This window comes from Ignavibacteriales bacterium (assembly GCA_016709765.1).
Classification (GTDB): domain Bacteria; phylum Bacteroidota; class Ignavibacteria; order Ignavibacteriales; family Ignavibacteriaceae; genus IGN3.
In genome coordinates, this window is the sequence record JADJMD010000013.1 from 741546 (window position 1) to 757127 (window position 15582).

The 15582-nt window shown below is 32.2% G+C and carries 14 protein-coding genes and 1 pseudogene; 7 read left to right on the forward strand and 8 right to left on the reverse strand.

The features are described from left to right. Positions 1 to 13: 13 nt before the first annotated feature. A complete protein-coding gene (locus tag IPJ23_12860; protein MBK7631566.1) occupies positions 14 to 1987 on the forward strand; it encodes a cation:proton antiporter in 1974 nt (657 codons plus the stop codon). 7 nt (positions 1988 to 1994) lie between these two features. Here IPJ23_12860 and IPJ23_12865 read toward each other — a convergent pair whose 3' ends face one another. Continuing rightward, positions 1995 to 2663, reverse strand: coding sequence for a nitroreductase family protein (locus IPJ23_12865; protein ID MBK7631567.1), 669 nt, complete (start codon positions 2661 to 2663; stop codon positions 1995 to 1997). A 177-nt stretch (positions 2664 to 2840) separates the two neighbouring features. On the opposite strand from IPJ23_12865, the gene IPJ23_12870 reads away from it, so the two are divergent. Beyond that, a complete protein-coding gene (locus IPJ23_12870; GenBank protein ID MBK7631568.1) occupies positions 2841 to 3644 on the forward strand; it encodes a DUF4097 family beta strand repeat protein in 804 nt (267 codons plus the stop codon). Positions 3645 to 3869: 225 nt separating this feature from the next. Continuing rightward, positions 3870 to 4328, forward strand: a complete 459-nt coding sequence (locus tag IPJ23_12875; GenBank protein MBK7631569.1) for a TPM domain-containing protein — start codon at positions 3870 to 3872, stop codon at positions 4326 to 4328. A 25-nt stretch (positions 4329 to 4353) separates the two neighbouring features. Here the strand turns inward: IPJ23_12875 and IPJ23_12880 are convergent, their stop codons facing one another. The 5 genes from IPJ23_12880 to IPJ23_12900 form a co-directional block, all read right to left on the reverse strand. Continuing rightward, positions 4354 to 5667 (reverse strand): glucosyl transferase, encoded by a 1314-nt coding sequence (locus IPJ23_12880; protein MBK7631570.1) that lies wholly within the window; start codon positions 5665 to 5667, stop codon positions 4354 to 4356. Positions 5668 to 5941: 274 nt separating this feature from the next. Then, on the reverse strand, positions 5942 to 6433 hold the full coding sequence (locus IPJ23_12885; protein ID MBK7631571.1) for an N-acetylmuramoyl-L-alanine amidase: 492 nt from the start codon (positions 6431 to 6433) through the stop codon (positions 5942 to 5944). Next, positions 6363 to 7481, reverse strand: a complete 1119-nt coding sequence (locus tag IPJ23_12890) for an N-acetylmuramoyl-L-alanine amidase (protein ID MBK7631572.1) — start codon at positions 7479 to 7481, stop codon at positions 6363 to 6365. Before IPJ23_12890 ends, IPJ23_12885 begins: the two co-directional genes overlap by 71 nt. Positions 7482 to 7494: 13 nt before the next feature. Beyond that, a complete protein-coding gene (locus IPJ23_12895; protein ID MBK7631573.1) occupies positions 7495 to 8073 on the reverse strand; it encodes an isoprenylcysteine carboxylmethyltransferase family protein in 579 nt (192 codons plus the stop codon). Positions 8074 to 8126: 53 nt separating this feature from the next. Further along, a complete protein-coding gene (locus IPJ23_12900) occupies positions 8127 to 8339 on the reverse strand; it encodes a hypothetical protein (protein MBK7631574.1) in 213 nt (70 codons plus the stop codon). 233 nt (positions 8340 to 8572) lie between these two features. Between IPJ23_12900 and IPJ23_12905 the strand changes: the two genes are divergently transcribed. Beyond that, the gene (locus tag IPJ23_12905) at positions 8573 to 9214 is read left to right on the forward strand and encodes a transposase (GenBank protein MBK7631575.1); all 642 of its coding nucleotides are present in this window, start codon (positions 8573 to 8575) and stop codon (positions 9212 to 9214) included. Between the two features lie 50 nt (positions 9215 to 9264). Then, positions 9265 to 9879: a YIP1 family protein gene (locus IPJ23_12910; GenBank protein ID MBK7631576.1), complete on the forward strand. Its 615-nt coding sequence runs from the start codon at positions 9265 to 9267 to the stop codon at positions 9877 to 9879. A 55-nt stretch (positions 9880 to 9934) separates the two neighbouring features. On the opposite strand, the gene IPJ23_12915 is transcribed toward IPJ23_12910, so the two are convergent. Beyond that, complete coding sequence (locus IPJ23_12915; protein MBK7631577.1) at positions 9935 to 11164, reverse strand: tetratricopeptide repeat protein; 1230 nt, start codon at positions 11162 to 11164, stop codon at positions 9935 to 9937. Between the two features lie 353 nt (positions 11165 to 11517). Here IPJ23_12915 and IPJ23_12920 point away from each other — a divergent pair, with 353 nt between their 5' ends. Continuing rightward, positions 11518 to 12381, forward strand: a complete 864-nt coding sequence (locus IPJ23_12920; protein ID MBK7631578.1) for a polyphosphate kinase 2 family protein — start codon at positions 11518 to 11520, stop codon at positions 12379 to 12381. Between the two features lie 18 nt (positions 12382 to 12399). On the opposite strand, the pseudogene IPJ23_12925 reads toward IPJ23_12920, so the two are convergent. Continuing rightward, positions 12400 to 12750 (reverse strand): annotated as a pseudogene (locus IPJ23_12925) (arsenate reductase). Between the two features lie 140 nt (positions 12751 to 12890). Here IPJ23_12925 and IPJ23_12930 point away from each other — a divergent pair. Then, positions 12891 to 15569, forward strand: a complete 2679-nt coding sequence (locus IPJ23_12930) for an immune inhibitor A (protein ID MBK7631579.1) — start codon at positions 12891 to 12893, stop codon at positions 15567 to 15569. Positions 15570 to 15582 lie beyond the last annotated feature (13 nt).

Sequence of the window (15582 nt, forward strand, 5' to 3'; positions counted from 1 at the left end):
TTTAGTTTTACTTATGCATGATTTTTTAGTAATACAAGATATTGTTGTAATTCTTCTAGTCTCGCTTCCAATTATTTTTCTTTTTAAAAAGATAAATCTTCCAAGCATTGTAGGGTTTTTAATTGCGGGTATGTTAATTGGACCTTACGCATTCAATCTTATAAAATCTGTAAACCAGATAAGCATTATGGCAGAAATTGGAATTATGCTTTTAATGTTTACCATTGGTTTGGAATTTTCTCTTTCGCAACTAATACGAATTAAAAAATTTTTACTGATCGCAGGGGGGTTTCAACTTCTACTCACAACGGTTTTTAGTACAATTATTTTTTCGGCTTTGGGTATAGATTTCAAACAATCGATTTTCTTCTCGCTGTTAGTAAGTTTATCAAGTACCGCAATCGTATTAAAAATTCTTTCTGATAAAAATGAACTTGAAGCTCCACATGGAAAATTTTCTATTGGAATTTTAATTTTTCAGGATCTCGCCATTGTGCCAATGTTTCTTCTACTTCCTTTATTAAGTGGATTTGGCGAGCTAAGCGGCGGCGATATTGCCTTAAAACTTGCAATTGCTTTTGGTGTCCTTGCCGGTTTGCTGCTGCTTGCTAGGTTCTTAATGCCATTGATCGTTTTTCAAATTGCAAACATTAGAATGCGGGAAGCTTTTACAATTGGAGTAATACTTTTGCTGCTTGGCACTGCTTATATAACGCATTCGTTTGGTTTATCTTTTGCACTGGGTGCGTTCATCGCTGGAATCATTCTATCAGAATCAGATTATAATCATCAAATCGTTTCTGATATTTTACCATTGCGTGATTCTTTTAATAGTATTTTTTTCGTTTCTATTGGGTTATTACTAAATATTAATTTTGTTTTAGAAAACATTATAGTAATAACCAGCCTGACATTTGGAATACTTTTAGTAAAAACGAGTGTAATTGTATTGATAGTTTATTTTATGAAATATCCATTGAGAGTTGCGGTTCTTACCGGGTTAGGCTTAGCACAAATAGGTGAATTTTCATTTGTTCTTGCACAGGCTGGGTTAAACTTTAATCTATTTTCTAGTGATTTTTATTACAATAGCTTTTTGGCCTCAACTATTTTTTCTATGATTCTTACACCACTGCTTATTAAACTTTCTCCGCTAATTGCAGGCAAAACAACCTCTTTAGAAAAAGATAAAAAACATCCCGAAAATTATTTAGAAAATTTGCACGCGCATGTAATTATTGCTGGTTTTGGGTTGAATGGAAGCAACCTTGCAAGAGTATTAAAAGAAACCGGAATAAAATATGTCGTAACGGAACTGAATCCTGATACAGTAAGAAAAGAAAAAGCAAAAGGTGAAAAAATAATTTATGGTGACATTAGCAGCGAAGAAGTTTTAAATGCAGTTAATATTTCTAAAGCAAACATAATTGTTTACGCTATTTCTGATCCGGCAGTTACAAAAATGTCTTTAAAACTTGTAAGAAAATTAAATCCACACATCTATACCTTAGTTAGAACGCGCTATGTAAATGAAGTTGATGAGCTGAGGAAAATTGGTGCGGATTATGTTATTCCAGAGGAATTTGAAACAGCTTTACAAATGTTTAGAAAAGTTTTAGAAAGGTATCACATTCCGCTAAATGTAATTATGAAACAAACCACACTTCTTCGTGAAGAGTCTTATAGCTTTTTAAGAAAAGAAGAGATGAAAATAAGCAATTTTACTCATATTGATGAAATACTTGCGCAAGGATTGACGGAAACCTATTATGTAAATGATGATAATCCACACATCAATAAAAATCTAGCAGAAATAAATTTACGCGCAAAAACAGAGGCAACAATAATAGCAATAGTTAGAGACGGAAAAACAATTTCAAATCCTTCTGCAAAAGAAAAAGTATTGACTGCCGATACACTTGTAATATATGGCACACATCTTTCTGTTGATACAGCGATCGACGTATTAAATGGTGCAGTTGAATAATAATTAATTACAAGTAAGTAGTAACATCTTTTAATTCTTTTTTAACAATATCCGGAACCATAGCATTATCGGCAGGATAACCAACCACTAAAATTAAATAAGGCTTTTCGTTTTGCGGTCTTCCTAAAATATCATTTAAAAATTTCATCGGACTTGGTGTATGTGTTAAACATACTAATCCTGCATTATGTATTGCAGATATTAAAAAGCCTGTTGCAATCCCTGTAGATTCTGAGGCATAATAAGTTTTTTGTTTAGTCCCGTCTGCTGAAACATCGTACGATTTAGAAAATATTGCAATTAAATATGGCGCTGTTTCTAAAAATGGTTTGTTCGAATCAGTACCAAATGGTGCCAACGCATCAAGCCACTCCTGTGGTGCACGGGTGGAATAAAACTCACGCTCTTCTTCTTCAGCAGCAACTCTAATTTTCTTTTTTATTAATGGATTTGATACTACAACAAAATGCCATGGTTGCTTATTTGCCCCGCTTGGTGCAGAGTTGCCAACAGCAATACAATTATTAATAATTTGTTTTGAGATTTTTCTATCAGAAAAATCTCTTACTGTTCTTCGTCTTATATGTTCATTATAAAACGTTTGTGAACGCTCTAACATTTCTTCAAGCGTGTATTCTTTATAATCTGATAATGGAACTAGATTTAATGTGGGCATAGCAGTCTCAAATTTTTAATCTAAATTATATGTATTAATTAGCAAAGTAAAGATGCATTTTCATAATTTATATTCCTTCTATCATCAATATTTGCCGATCACTAACTAAGATTTTAATCTGCAGTAACTAAAAAGTAGTTTTGATTGTCTAATTGATTAAATCTTAAGGAGTCTGATATGAAATTAATTACTAAAAGTTCAATAATTCTTGCTTTAATTATTATAGTACCCGTTAGTTATGTTTTAGCCTCATCAAAACCTGATAATAAAAAAGTAATAAAAGAGAAATCTTTTCAAATCTCTCCGGGTAAAAAAATAAATGTAGATGCAGATGCAGGTGATATAATTTTTACAACTTGGAATAGATCTGAAGTTTATGTTAAGGTTTTCGGTAATGATAACGCAGCTGATAAGTACGATTTTATTTTTGATGCTACCTCTGATGAGATAACAGTTACTGCGGACAGAAAAGGCGGTTGGAACTGGTTTTCTAATATCAATCTAAAGTTTGAAATCAAAGTTCCTGAAAATTTTAATATCAATGCAAACACTTCCGGTGGTGATATTAAAGTTGGCGGAGTTAATGGTGGTATATATTTAAAGACTTCTGGCGGTGATATTTGGGGTGATAGATTTGAAGGAAATTTTTTCGCTAAAACTTCGGGCGGAGATATTAATCTTTTCTGCAAGAATGCAAAAATTGAAGCAAGTACTTCCGGCGGTGATATTGATCTTGAATATACAGGAATCAATCAGGGGATAGAATTAAAAACTAGCGGCGGCGATATTGATGTAAAAATTCCAGCAGATTTTGATGCGAAGGCAGAATTAAAAACTTCCGGTGGTGATGTTGATTGCAATTTAACACTTAACAATGTTTCTAAATTGAGCGAGTCTAAAATTGATGCGAATATTAATAAAGGAGGCAAGCCTTTAATCGCAATTACATCAGGCGGTGATATTAGCGTTTACAAAAAATAATTGTTCGTATGATCTCTCCCTGGGAAAGCGCATCGTTTGATGCGCTTTTTTTTTATAATCCTTTTGTCATTTCGACCGAAGGAAGAAATCTGGAAAAAAGATGACTAAAGATTTCTCAGTCGTGGACTCCTTCGAAATGACAATACACGTTTATGTCCGCATAAAGTTTGACATTAACCCAACTCTTTTGAATTTTGAGATTGAGAATAAAAACAATTAAAGAAAATGTCTAAGAAATTTATTTATAAATATTTAACCGATGAAGAATTAAAATTAATTTCAGCAAAGATTGGTGAGATTGAAAAAACAACTTCCGGTGAGCTTGTAATTACCTTAAAAGAAAAACGTAATCTGCTTGAAAAGCACAAATCTGTTCATTCACTTGCTGAAAAGGAATTTGTTTCTGCTAAAATTGGTAAAACAAAAGGTTCAACCGGCATCTTATTTTTTATAATCTTTAATGTAAAAGGTTTTTCAATTCTTGCCGATAAAGGGATTAACGAAAAAGTTGATCAATCTGTTTGGGATGAAATTGCAAAAAGCATTAGTGATAATTTTAAACAACAAAAATATTTTAACGGTTTAGTAAACGGAATAGAACAAGCAGGTAAAATTCTTGCAGCACACTTCCCTATCCAGCCTGAAGATATTAATGAACTGCCAAATGAGGTTAGGGTTAAGTAAAAATTGTTGATAACGAAGCAATATTTTAGTTTCTTGTTCCTTGTATAATAGTTGCTTTACTTCCATTTAAACCAACTGTTACCACAATATTATTTTTCGTTGCAACAGAAAACAAAATTCCTTGCATATAGTGTTCGTTATATGTGAACCAGCTTGAACCATTAAAATGAAGTATCTCTCCGAAATCCCCCACTATAAATAAATCGTTTATATCATTGCCCCTTATATTTCGTGTAAAATACTCTGTAAAATCACGGGGTTTATTTTTCCAATTTGCATCATTTAGTCTACTTTTCTCATATATACCGTCACCTATTGCATAATAATGTTTACCGCTTTTAAACCATATTCCGTTCAGCGTATATTGTATGGGTTGTGAGGATAACTGTGTTATTTTTTTTGTTGAGGGGTCAATACTTAAGATAGCTCTTTCAAAACTTGAAGACACTGAAGCTACAGCAAGGATTTCATACTTATTCGTAACATTGTTATAACTTCCCCATATATCATTTATATTTAATGTTGTCCCGCTCATTATCCTAGTCCAACTGCTGCCGTTGTTATGAGCGATATTGCCATTATTACCAACTACGTACAAATCAACACCGCTACTGCCCCAGAGTTTGTTGATTGAACCTGTCAATAAAGGTCTTATTGTACAATCGGTTCTGTTATTGGTACCATCAAACCATCCAATACTTCCTCCACTTGTAAAAACAATATTGTTTTCAGAAAAAGCCCAAATAGCCTTCAATGGTGGGAATGTTACAGGATTACAACTGCTTAGCATATTTATTCTTTTTAATTCCCAGTCATTTCCGTTCCAATGTACAGCATTGTAAGCGATTGGATCGGGGTTGCCTAGTGAATCATTCATATAAATCTCACCAACTGCCCAAATATTATTTTCATCTATTATTGAAACATCATAGAATGTGCTGCTGCTATGCTGTCCGAACTCAAAAGTTTGCCAAGTAAAGTTGTGGCTTGTTGTATCAAGAGTTGTAAATGTAACAGGATTGCTTTTTATTTCTTTTCCGTCATCGTAAGTAACAGCATCAAACTTGTAATTTGTATTTGGTTGTAAGTTATCAAAATAAAATAATGAGTCTGATTGTCCAAGTCTTATAGTTTGTATTATCTTATCATTTTTTTTGATATAGATATTAGCAGTTTTATCATTGTTGCCAACTTGTAATTCAATCCACGCTTCCGTGCAGGAAAAATCTCTCAATCCTAAACCAAGCGCAGGATCAGGAAATAGCGGTCCGCGCTCATGGCAAGAGTTAAAGAGAAGAAAACTAAAACCAAATGCAAGAGAAACAAATAAAAACTTCATCCTAAACCCATAAAGAAAAATAATTACAAAGTAATTTTACAAAAAAATTTGGGAAATTCAAACTAATGTGAATTTTAGTCATAAAAATTTTTTTTAACTTTTAAATTGTGTTATAGAAATGCAGTTTTTGTCTTTTCGACCGAAGGGAGAAATCTGATTGATAAGATTAATAAAGATTTCTCAGTCGTAACCTCCTTCTTCCGTAGGAATGCCTAAGGCAGAAATGACCTTTTATTATTTTTTAACAGTCTTTCAAAAAAAGGAGGAAAAAATCTTACTCATTCTGCATTTCAAACTCATAGCTTTCGCGGTATTTTTTGATGCCATTAAAAACATACTCAGCAAATTTTTGCTGCCCCGAGGCTGAACTTAAATGTTTAGCATCTTTTGTGTTGGAAAGAAATCCACTTTCTATCAGTACGCTTGGCATTGAAGCACCAACAAGCACATAAAATCCTGCTTGCTTAACTCCACGGGAAGAAAGTGTTGGATGTTTGCTGAATTCTTTATGTAAATCCTCAGCAAATCTTTCTGAATATTTCATATAAGTTGAGTGCGCCATACTAACAAGAATAAAATTTTCATCAGTTAGCTTTTCGTAGCGGTTTGAATTTTCTTCATATTGTATTACGCTGTTTTCAAATTCGGCGATAGAAATTGCTTCTTTAGTTCTACCCGGGCGAAGAAGATAAACTTCAAAACCATTTGCATCGCTTGGTTTTTTTTGGTATGGAGTTACAATGAATTGATATAAAAAGTTTTCCATTATTTTCATTAGCAATTTTACCACGCTTATAAAGATCAATAAAAACATCTGTTTTACGAGTGTAAACAACTTTAACGTCTTTCATGTTTTCTTGTATCAGTTTACCAAGCTTAAGAGCGATAGCAAGATTTATATCTTTTTCTTTAACGCCGTTTACTCCGATAGCACCAGCATCTTTTCCGCCATGTCCGGCATCAATAACAATAACATCAAACTCCCACTTTTCTTTAAATTTATTTGAATTGCCGGTTCGGTTAAAAAGCTTGTTATGGATTGTGATTTGAATATCATTACTCTGCTCAATATTCATTACTTCATTTGTCGTATACTCTTTGCCCATTGTAATATTAATTACAGCATCAGCACCAACATTTTTGCTTTCTACTTTTTTAACCACTCCTTCAGTACCGATGTAATTAACTTTATCAACATCCACGCTAACTTTTCTAAAGGTTAACGTAAGTACATTATTTTTAAATGCACTTAAGTATGATGGAATACGCTTGTTGGATTTAAGAGTTATTAAAGTTCCGTTGGCTTTTTCGTTAAGCACCATTCCTGTTATGTTAAAAGCGGATGGGTTTTCTCTTGAGGTATCGGTTCTCTCATCTTTAATTTTTCCGATAACAATTTTATTTGGAGAATTAAAACTTAATTCTTTTCCGTAAGCCATTTCAAGTGGTTTAAGCGAGTATTTAAGAGGCACATAAACTTTATTGTTAATTAAATATGTTGATGTGGGCAGTTGAATGGCTATTTGTTTATCACCATTCTTTTCACTCAAAATTAGAAAAGGGTTTCTTGCAGATGCTTTAACAAAGTATTTATCAAACTTAACTTCAATTTTTTGAGCTTCATCATTGTAGTAATAATTTACGCCAAGAACATCAGCAAAGTCTTTAAGTGAAAAATATATAGTTGCTTCGCGTACATAAGCTGGAATGTTCTTCATCCCATCTTTTGTAACTACAAGAACGTTGTTACCGTCTTGTGCAAATGATTGGAAAGCCAAAAGTATAGTAAAAAAGAGTATCCAAAATAATTTCATAACAAAAATTCTGTTAACCTAAAAAGGGGACTAACATTCCGGTTTTCTTTTTATAATTTCTAAAGAGTTCACCAAAATGTTTTTCAAGAAGTTTATCTTCTAAATATGCTCGCATAAATAAAAATGGAAGTTGTATAAGAGCCAAAGGTGCAAGTATAAAACTTAATGTAGCTATAGCAGCACCAAAATCCATTAAGAATTGTGAAAGATATTGTGGATGTCGAATGAATTTAAATGGACCCGATGTAACAAGCTGATGATCTTTTTTAATTGCGATATCCTGCGAGAAATTATCACCCAAAACTTTTGTTGCCCAAATTTGAACCCAGGAAAAAACTAAATAAAAAGCTAACCCAATAATTCTAATTGTCTGGAACTCTGCTTTGTATTCAAGTGTTCCAACCTGAAATAAACTAACAATTAACACCACAAGAGTTATTGTAGATAATACAAGTGGTAGAGTTTGAAGATAAGTTTTGGGTTTATCTTTAAATACACCAAGTTTATCCTTAACTCCCTTTTTTGCCGCACCAACATTTGCCCCAAATGTTGCGATGATATTAAGCCCGATGATGATATTAATTGGATCCATAACTAACTATAATGTTTGTGAAAGATAAAATACAATAACTTATGTAATAATAATTAAACAGGCTTACCGTGTTTTTTCATAATTGTAACCCATTCCTCTAATTTTAATTGTTCTGACTCTTCAATTAACATAATGGGAATATCGTCTTCGATTCTGTAACGTCTTCTTGTTTCCTTATCTACCGAAACAAGCGTGCTACCATCAAGTACTAAATCTGCTTTTGTTTCTGGGCAACAGAGAATATCAAGCAATTCTTTACTTATCATAAAATTTATCCTTTTATTGTCTTAAGATTTAATATTTCGGAATTAAATTTAACTACAAAACATAAAATCTTTACCATCCTTTTGATGGTTAATTGTTGTGTGTTGAATAATTAAAAAGTTGTTGCACAACTATTGTGATGATAACGTATTTTTCTTAGTTTTCTATCACTCAATCAATGACTAAATAGAACTTACTTAAAATCTAATAACAAAATAATAATTAAGGAGTTTAAATGAGCAATAAATTATTAGTACTTGTTTTACTTGCTTTCTCTTTTAGTTTTTTAGGCTGCGGAGAAAAGAAATCAGACTCACCACTAGACGAATCCTCAAATAACAAAACCGATCTTGAAAACTATGCAGATAAAATGAAAGAAGTTTCAGAAGGCTTTACCGAGGGTAAAAAAGTTGATCCGGTTGATTTTAGAGAACTAAAGGCTTTACTGCCTGAAAGCATTGGGAACTTGAAGCGAAGCAATTTAGAGGGTGAAAAAGTTGCGGCAATGGGTATGAATATTTCTAATGCTAACGCTGATTATAACGATGATGAATCCAATGTTTCGATCGATCTTAAAATTACAGATCTTGGTAGTGTTTCAGGTTTATCCGGTTTAGCTGCTTATGGCTGGTATATGGTGGATATCGACAAAGAAAATGATAATGGTTATGAAAAAACTATAACTTATAAAGGCAACAAAGGTTATGAAAAGTATAACAATGAAAATAAAGATGGAGAGATATCAATACTTGTTGCAAAAAGATTTGTTATAGAAGCAAACGGAAATAATGTTTCTATGGATCAAATGAAAGCTGCTGTAGATATGATTGATATCGGAAAACTTGAAAGCTGGAAAGATTTTGGGGTTGAAAAATAATTTTGTTAACTATTTTTAAGCGCATTATTCACAAATTATAGGAGTACTATATGAATCTTGTTGACCGTGCTAAAAATATTCTTATTACACCCAAAACTGAATGGGAAGTAATAAAGAATGAACAATCAACTACAGCTGATTTGTTTACTAAATATGCAATGATTTTAGCAATCATTCCGGTTATTGCTACCTTTATTGGACAATCATTAGTTGGTGTCTCCTTAGGACCCTTTGGCTCTTATAAAATTCCGGTTACAAACGGGCTCATTTATGCAGTTGTATACTACATTTTAAGTTTGGCTGGAGTCTATCTAATTGCATTCATTATCGACGCGTTGGCTCCATCTTTTGGATCATCAAAAAATATGGACGCTTCATTAAAAGTTGCGGTTTATTCCTACACAGCAGCATGGATAGTAGGGATTTTTAGCATCATTCCGATACTCGGGATTTTAGGAATACTAGGATTGTATTCGCTCTATCTAATGTATTTAGGGTTACAAATAGTTAAAGAGACACCACAAGATAAATTAGTGGGTTATCTAGTGGTTGTAATAATTATTGCCATAGTAGTTTACTTTGTAATAGGTATGATAGTAACTGCGATTGCTCTACCAAGTTTTGGAAGTTTAGACAGTTTGAAAGGTTTTAACTTAGGAAACTAAAAAATTAAATATTGAAAAAAACAAAATGCTTGCTCAGTTTAGGGGCAAGCCTTTTTTATTTGGATGCTAAAAGATTTTCGAGATTTGTTATATCAGGTTCAGAATTAATTTTCTTAAAGAACTGTAATGCAAGTTTAAAGTTTTCCTTACTCTTATCTAATTTACCCATCGCATTGTATAAAACACCAAGTTCCTGATAAGTTTCAGCTCTGTTCAACTGGTTACCTGCTTCGATATTTAATCGTAAACTTGTTTCTAAATAGTTTTCAGAGAGTATATAGTTTTGTACACTTCGCTGGATAATACCTTTAATCTTATAAACTTCTGCAATGGTGAGTTTATCATTTAACTTATGAGCAACTTCCATAGATTTGTCTGCAAAAGCGTTTGCCAAAGAAAAATCATTCATCTTAGAATATGCAAAGGCTTTACTTAAATAAACAATGCCTATGTTCTGTAAATAGTTTGTTTCGATAGCGTATGATAAGCTCTCATCAAACTCTTTTATTGCATATTGATAATCACCTTTTTTGGTATACACCATTCCAATGTTTTGATGAATTTCTGCAATTCTTTTTTTATCATCAACCTTAGTGTAATTAATAAGAGCGCGTTTGAAAAAAACCAATGCTTCATCAAAAAATCCTTTAATGCTGCTAACAATTCCTAAATTTATTTCAATCTTCGCTTTTTCAATATAGTTTGATTCATCGTTTGATTTTTCAAGAGCTGATTCAAAATTTTCGATAGCTTTTTTAATATCGCCAAGATCACCATGAATTGTTCCAAGTAGATTTTCGCATTTAGCAATTCCTTTAACATCGTTTACCGTAGTAAAAATATCTAACGCACGATTTACAAAACTAAAACCATCCTGCCAGTTTGCCTGCCTACTGTAAATTTCACCCACTAATAGGTGGGCATTCGCATTTAGGTCAATCATATTTTTATCATTTACAGTTAGTGCAATAATTTTTTGATTAATATCGATTGCGGCTAAAAATTCACCGTTGGTAATTGAAGCCTGGCTAATATATAGCAATAATGAGAGGAATTTTTCTCTGGGAAGATTGTTTCCAGAAAAAGTAATAAGCAAATCTACTTGTGAGCGATAATTTAATCCATCCTGAACCTTATACTCAAACTCCTTTTCTTCTTGAAATTTTTCAGCTTCCAGTTTACCACTTAAGGATGATTTGTAAAGTGAAATAAATTCATCTAGCTGATTTTTATCAAAAAAATCAGGTAGAACTTCGAATATGCTTTTATTTATTTGATCGGTCACTGTGTGTTTTGAACTGCAAATGTTATTAATTCTATAGTTTTACTGCTAAACTTTGGCAACAGTTATGCCAAGCTTTTATAAACCAGTGTAATATGTAAATATCTAATTTATTACCGCTTTTAGAAATAATTACCCTATAAATCAAGTAATTATTGCGTTAGTAAAAAAATTTTAACGTCTCATATTCAAACAAACGAACAGTGTTAAATTATATTACAAATAATGCACTAAGGTTATTATCGATATAAAACTAAAATAGTTTAGTACCGCACTCCTTTTTTTTATAAATTATTAATGTAGCGTCTGTAATAATTTATTACTATTAAACAAAACAGGAATTAAACGGCTTTTCAATGAAAACATCGAATTATTTAGCTAAACCCAATTCAAAAATCTCACTAAAAAAATTTCCAACAAAGGATACCTCCAGCCTCAAATCAAAAGACGAGGGAAAAACCCTTTTAGAAAAGAATATTGAGAAGATGGTTGAACTTCAAAACAAACTTTATGCTTCGGATAAGTATTCTGTTTTGCTAATCTTTCAGGCTATGGATGCAGCGGGAAAAGATTCAACAATTAAGCATGTTATGAGCGGACTTAATCCACAGGGCACACAGGTTTATAGTTTTAAACAGCCATCAAAAGAAGAAATGGATCACGGTTATCTTTGGCGAATAGCTAAATCTTTACCAGAAAGAGGTAGAATTGGGATTTTTAATCGCTCACATTATGAAGAAGTATTAGTTGTAAAAGTGCACGATCTTTTAAAGTATCAAAGAATTCCTGAGGAATTAGTCGATAACAAAATCTGGAAAAAAAGGTATGAACAGATTAATAATTTTGAAAACTATCTCTATGAAAATGGCACGATAGTATTAAAATTTTTCTTGCACGTTTCAAAAGAAGAACAAAAGAATAGATTCCTTGATCGTATAAATGATCAATCTAAAAATTGGAAATTTTCTGCCTCCGATATTGAGGAAAGAAAACTTTGGAACGAATATCAAATGGCTTATGAAGAAGCAATTTCTGCAACTAGTAAAAAGCATGCACCTTGGTATATTATTCCAGCAGACAAAAAATGGTTTATGCGTTTTCTAGTAAGTGAAATAATTGTTGAAACATTAACAAAGCTGAACTTAAAATATCCTGAACTTTCAAAGGAGCAATTATCTGAATTACAAAAGTGTAGAGAAAATCTTTTAGCGGAAAAATAATTTAGTTATCGCAAAACACTAAATTATTTCTTTAATTCTTTCCGGTGGTCGTGCAAGTATTGCTTTATCTCCTCTTTCAACAATTGGTCTTTGAATTAGATCGGGATTATTAATCATTAAATTTAATATCTAGTCTTCACTAGATTTTTTGATTTTTACTTTTAAATTTTTGTAAGCATCTTCATTTTTTCTAAGCAATTCAGATGGTTTCAGCTTCATTTTTTTAATCAAAGTTTTTAGCAATGACTTTGAAAATGGCTCGATATAATAGTTTACCTTTTCAAAATCTATGCCTTGCTCTGAGAAAGCTTTTGCAACTTTTCTACAAGTTGTACAGGTTGGTTTTTCATAAACTGTTATTTTATCCATTATTTTAACTTTTTAATAAAATTATTAAGCATAATATTTGTAAAATGGTTCAATTGCTAAATAACATAAAAGTCAGGAAAAATAAAATTAAACTAGTAATTTATACCACTAAAAATCAAAATTATTATCAAGGGAAAAATATGAAATATTTTTTAACACTGTTGTTAACTTTAACATTTTTTATTTCTGCTTATTCGCAAAATTATAAACAGGTTAAGATTTATGTGAATGATAAATCCGATTACGCTGCTTTGCAAACTGCCGGATTAGAAATAGATCACGCCTTCAGAGGAAAAGATAATTCACTTACTGTGTATTTAAGTGATGAACAATTTTCGAAACTTCAGCTAACAAATTTTAGATACGATGTATTAATAGATGATTGGCTTGATTACTATTCTAAACAACCGACGCTATCTGAAACCGAAAAATCTGCTGTCATTCAGCAAAGTAAAAATGATTTTGGAGTAGAAGGATTTGGTTTTGGTTCTATGGGTGGATTTTTGACACTTGCAGAAATTAACGCAAGACTTGATTCTATGTTTGCGCTATATCCAAACATAATAACACAAAAATTTTCTATAGGAACAACTGTTGAAGGCAGGCCTATTTATGTTGTTAAGATTTCAGATAATCCAAACGTAAACGAAAATGAACCACAGGTTTTTTACAACTCACTTATTCATTGTAGAGAACCACAGGGCATGATGACCGTAATGTATTATATGTATTATTTGTTAGAAAATTACGGAACTGATCCTGAAGTAACTTATTTAGTTAACAACAGAGAAATATATTTTCAACCAGTGGTAAATCCTGATGGATATGAATATAACAGGACAACGAATCCAAATGGTGGCGGGGATTGGAGAAAGAATAGAAAAAATAATGGCGATGGAAGTTATGGCATTGATTTAAATAGAAATTTCGGGTATCAGTGGGGGTACAATAATTCTGGCTCAAGTAACATTCCTTCAGATTTAACTTACAGAGGGCCATTTGCTTTTTCTGAACCTGAAACTCAGGCAATAAGAGATTTTGTGAACACAAAAACTTTTAAAACAGCACTTAACTATCATACGTACAGCAATCTTTTGCTTTATCCTTGGGGATATGAAACGATTCAAACTCCAGATAATAATATTTTTGTTGAGTACTCAACTGACATGGTAGCTTACAATGGATATGAGAACGGGCAACCACCTGTTATTTTATACGATGTAAATGGTTCAACAGATGACTGGATGTATGGTGAGCAAACATCAAAACCAAAGATTCTATCGATGACACCGGAAGTTGGTTCAACAGGGTTTTGGCCTACTCAAGCAGAAATTTTTCCACTTGCTATAGAAAATTTACAACCAAACTTGTATATGACATGGGTTGCCGGTGAATCTGTCAGTCTAATAAATCCAAATTTTTCACAGCAGTTTTTTAATCCTGGCGATATTGTTGATTTAATAATTCCGCAAATAAGAAATAAAGGCTTAAGCGATGCTACAAATGTATCCTTGTCTTTAAGCTCAGATAACCCATTAATTACAATTACTTCCGGAAATATTAATGTTGGAAACATCGCAACCAGAACAACATATAGTAATTCACAGAATTTATCATTTACAATTGGTAGCACCATGCCTGCAGATGTAAATGTTAAGATGCTTGTAACTGTTTCAACATCCGGAACGCCAATGTTTGTAGATACACTAAGTTTTATAACCGGTACTCCAATAATGGTTTTCGCTGATACAACAAATGATCCGCTTTTACTATGGAACATAACTTATACTCCAACAACATCACCCAAATGGGAAGCTTCTACAACTAGCTATCACACTTCACCTTCAAGCTTTACTGATAGTAAAACAGGCAGCTATACGAACAATGCAACCGTTACAATGACACAAAAAAATGCAATTGATCTCAGTTCGTACGCTCATCCAAGATTAAGTTTTTGGACAAAGTATGATATTGAAAGCAACTATGATTACGGTCAAGTCGAGATTTCAACAAACAACGGCAGCACCTTTACACCTCTTGCCGGTAACTTTACTCAACCAGGGACTGGTTCATTTCAACCAAACGGCGAACCTTTATATGATGGAGTTCAATCAAGCTGGGTGAATGAGGAAATGGATTTGACTTCTTACAATTCAAATCAAGTTAAACTAAAGTTTGAATTAAAAACTGACGGCTCGCTTACAAAAGACGGCTGGTACATTGATGATATTGGAATTTTGGTTTATGGAATTGTACCAGTTGAACTCAGTTCATTTACTGCTATAGCGCAGGATAAAAACATCTTATTGAATTGGATTACTTCTTCCGAAACAAACAACATGGGGTTTGATATTGAAAGAAGATCTTCAAAATCAAATACCAGCTGGCAAAAATTGGGATTTACAAGTGGTAAAGGAACAACAACTGAAAAATCAACTTATTCTTTTGTAGATGAAAATCCTATAAAAGGAAAATCTTTTTACAGATTAAAACAAATAGATTTTGATGGCTCGTTTAAAATTTATAATTCTGTGGAAGTGGATTATGGAACAGTTGACGAATATTCCCTTGCTCAAAATTATCCTAATCCATTTAATCCAAGTACAGAAATTAATTTTTCTCTTGCAAAATCCAGCAGTGTAACTTTAAAAGTTTATAATATTCTTGGATCAGAAGTTGTAACGCTTGTTAATGATTTTATGGAAGCTGGCAAACATACTGTTCAATTTAATGCAAAGGATTTTACATCTGGAGTATATTTCTACACAATAAAAGCCGATAATTTTACTTCTACACGCAAGATGATTTTGATGAAATAATATTCTATAGGCT

Bases quoted from the DNA above. Each gene is read 5' to 3' on its own strand.
- IPJ23_12860 (MBK7631566.1), top strand. From the start codon at position 14: ATGCATGATTTTTTAGTAATACAAGATATTGTTGTAATTCTTCTAGTC.
- IPJ23_12865 (MBK7631567.1), bottom strand. From the start codon at position 2,663: ATGCCCACATTAAATCTAGTTCCATTATCAGATTATAAAGAATACACG.
- IPJ23_12870 (MBK7631568.1), top strand. From the start codon at position 2,841: ATGAAATTAATTACTAAAAGTTCAATAATTCTTGCTTTAATTATTATA.
- IPJ23_12875 (MBK7631569.1), top strand. From the start codon at position 3,870: ATGTCTAAGAAATTTATTTATAAATATTTAACCGATGAAGAATTAAAA.
- IPJ23_12880 (MBK7631570.1), bottom strand. From the start codon at position 5,667: ATGAAGTTTTTATTTGTTTCTCTTGCATTTGGTTTTAGTTTTCTTCTC.
- IPJ23_12885 (MBK7631571.1), bottom strand. From the start codon at position 6,433: ATGGAAAACTTTTTATATCAATTCATTGTAACTCCATACCAAAAAAAA.
- IPJ23_12890 (MBK7631572.1), bottom strand. From the start codon at position 7,481: ATGAAATTATTTTGGATACTCTTTTTTACTATACTTTTGGCTTTCCAA.
- IPJ23_12895 (MBK7631573.1), bottom strand. From the start codon at position 8,073: ATGGATCCAATTAATATCATCATCGGGCTTAATATCATCGCAACATTT.
- IPJ23_12900 (MBK7631574.1), bottom strand. From the start codon at position 8,339: ATGATAAGTAAAGAATTGCTTGATATTCTCTGTTGCCCAGAAACAAAA.
- IPJ23_12905 (MBK7631575.1), top strand. From the start codon at position 8,573: ATGAGCAATAAATTATTAGTACTTGTTTTACTTGCTTTCTCTTTTAGT.
- IPJ23_12910 (MBK7631576.1), top strand. From the start codon at position 9,265: ATGAATCTTGTTGACCGTGCTAAAAATATTCTTATTACACCCAAAACT.
- IPJ23_12920 (MBK7631578.1), top strand. From the start codon at position 11,518: ATGAAAACATCGAATTATTTAGCTAAACCCAATTCAAAAATCTCACTA.
- IPJ23_12930 (MBK7631579.1), top strand. From the start codon at position 12,891: ATGAAATATTTTTTAACACTGTTGTTAACTTTAACATTTTTTATTTCT.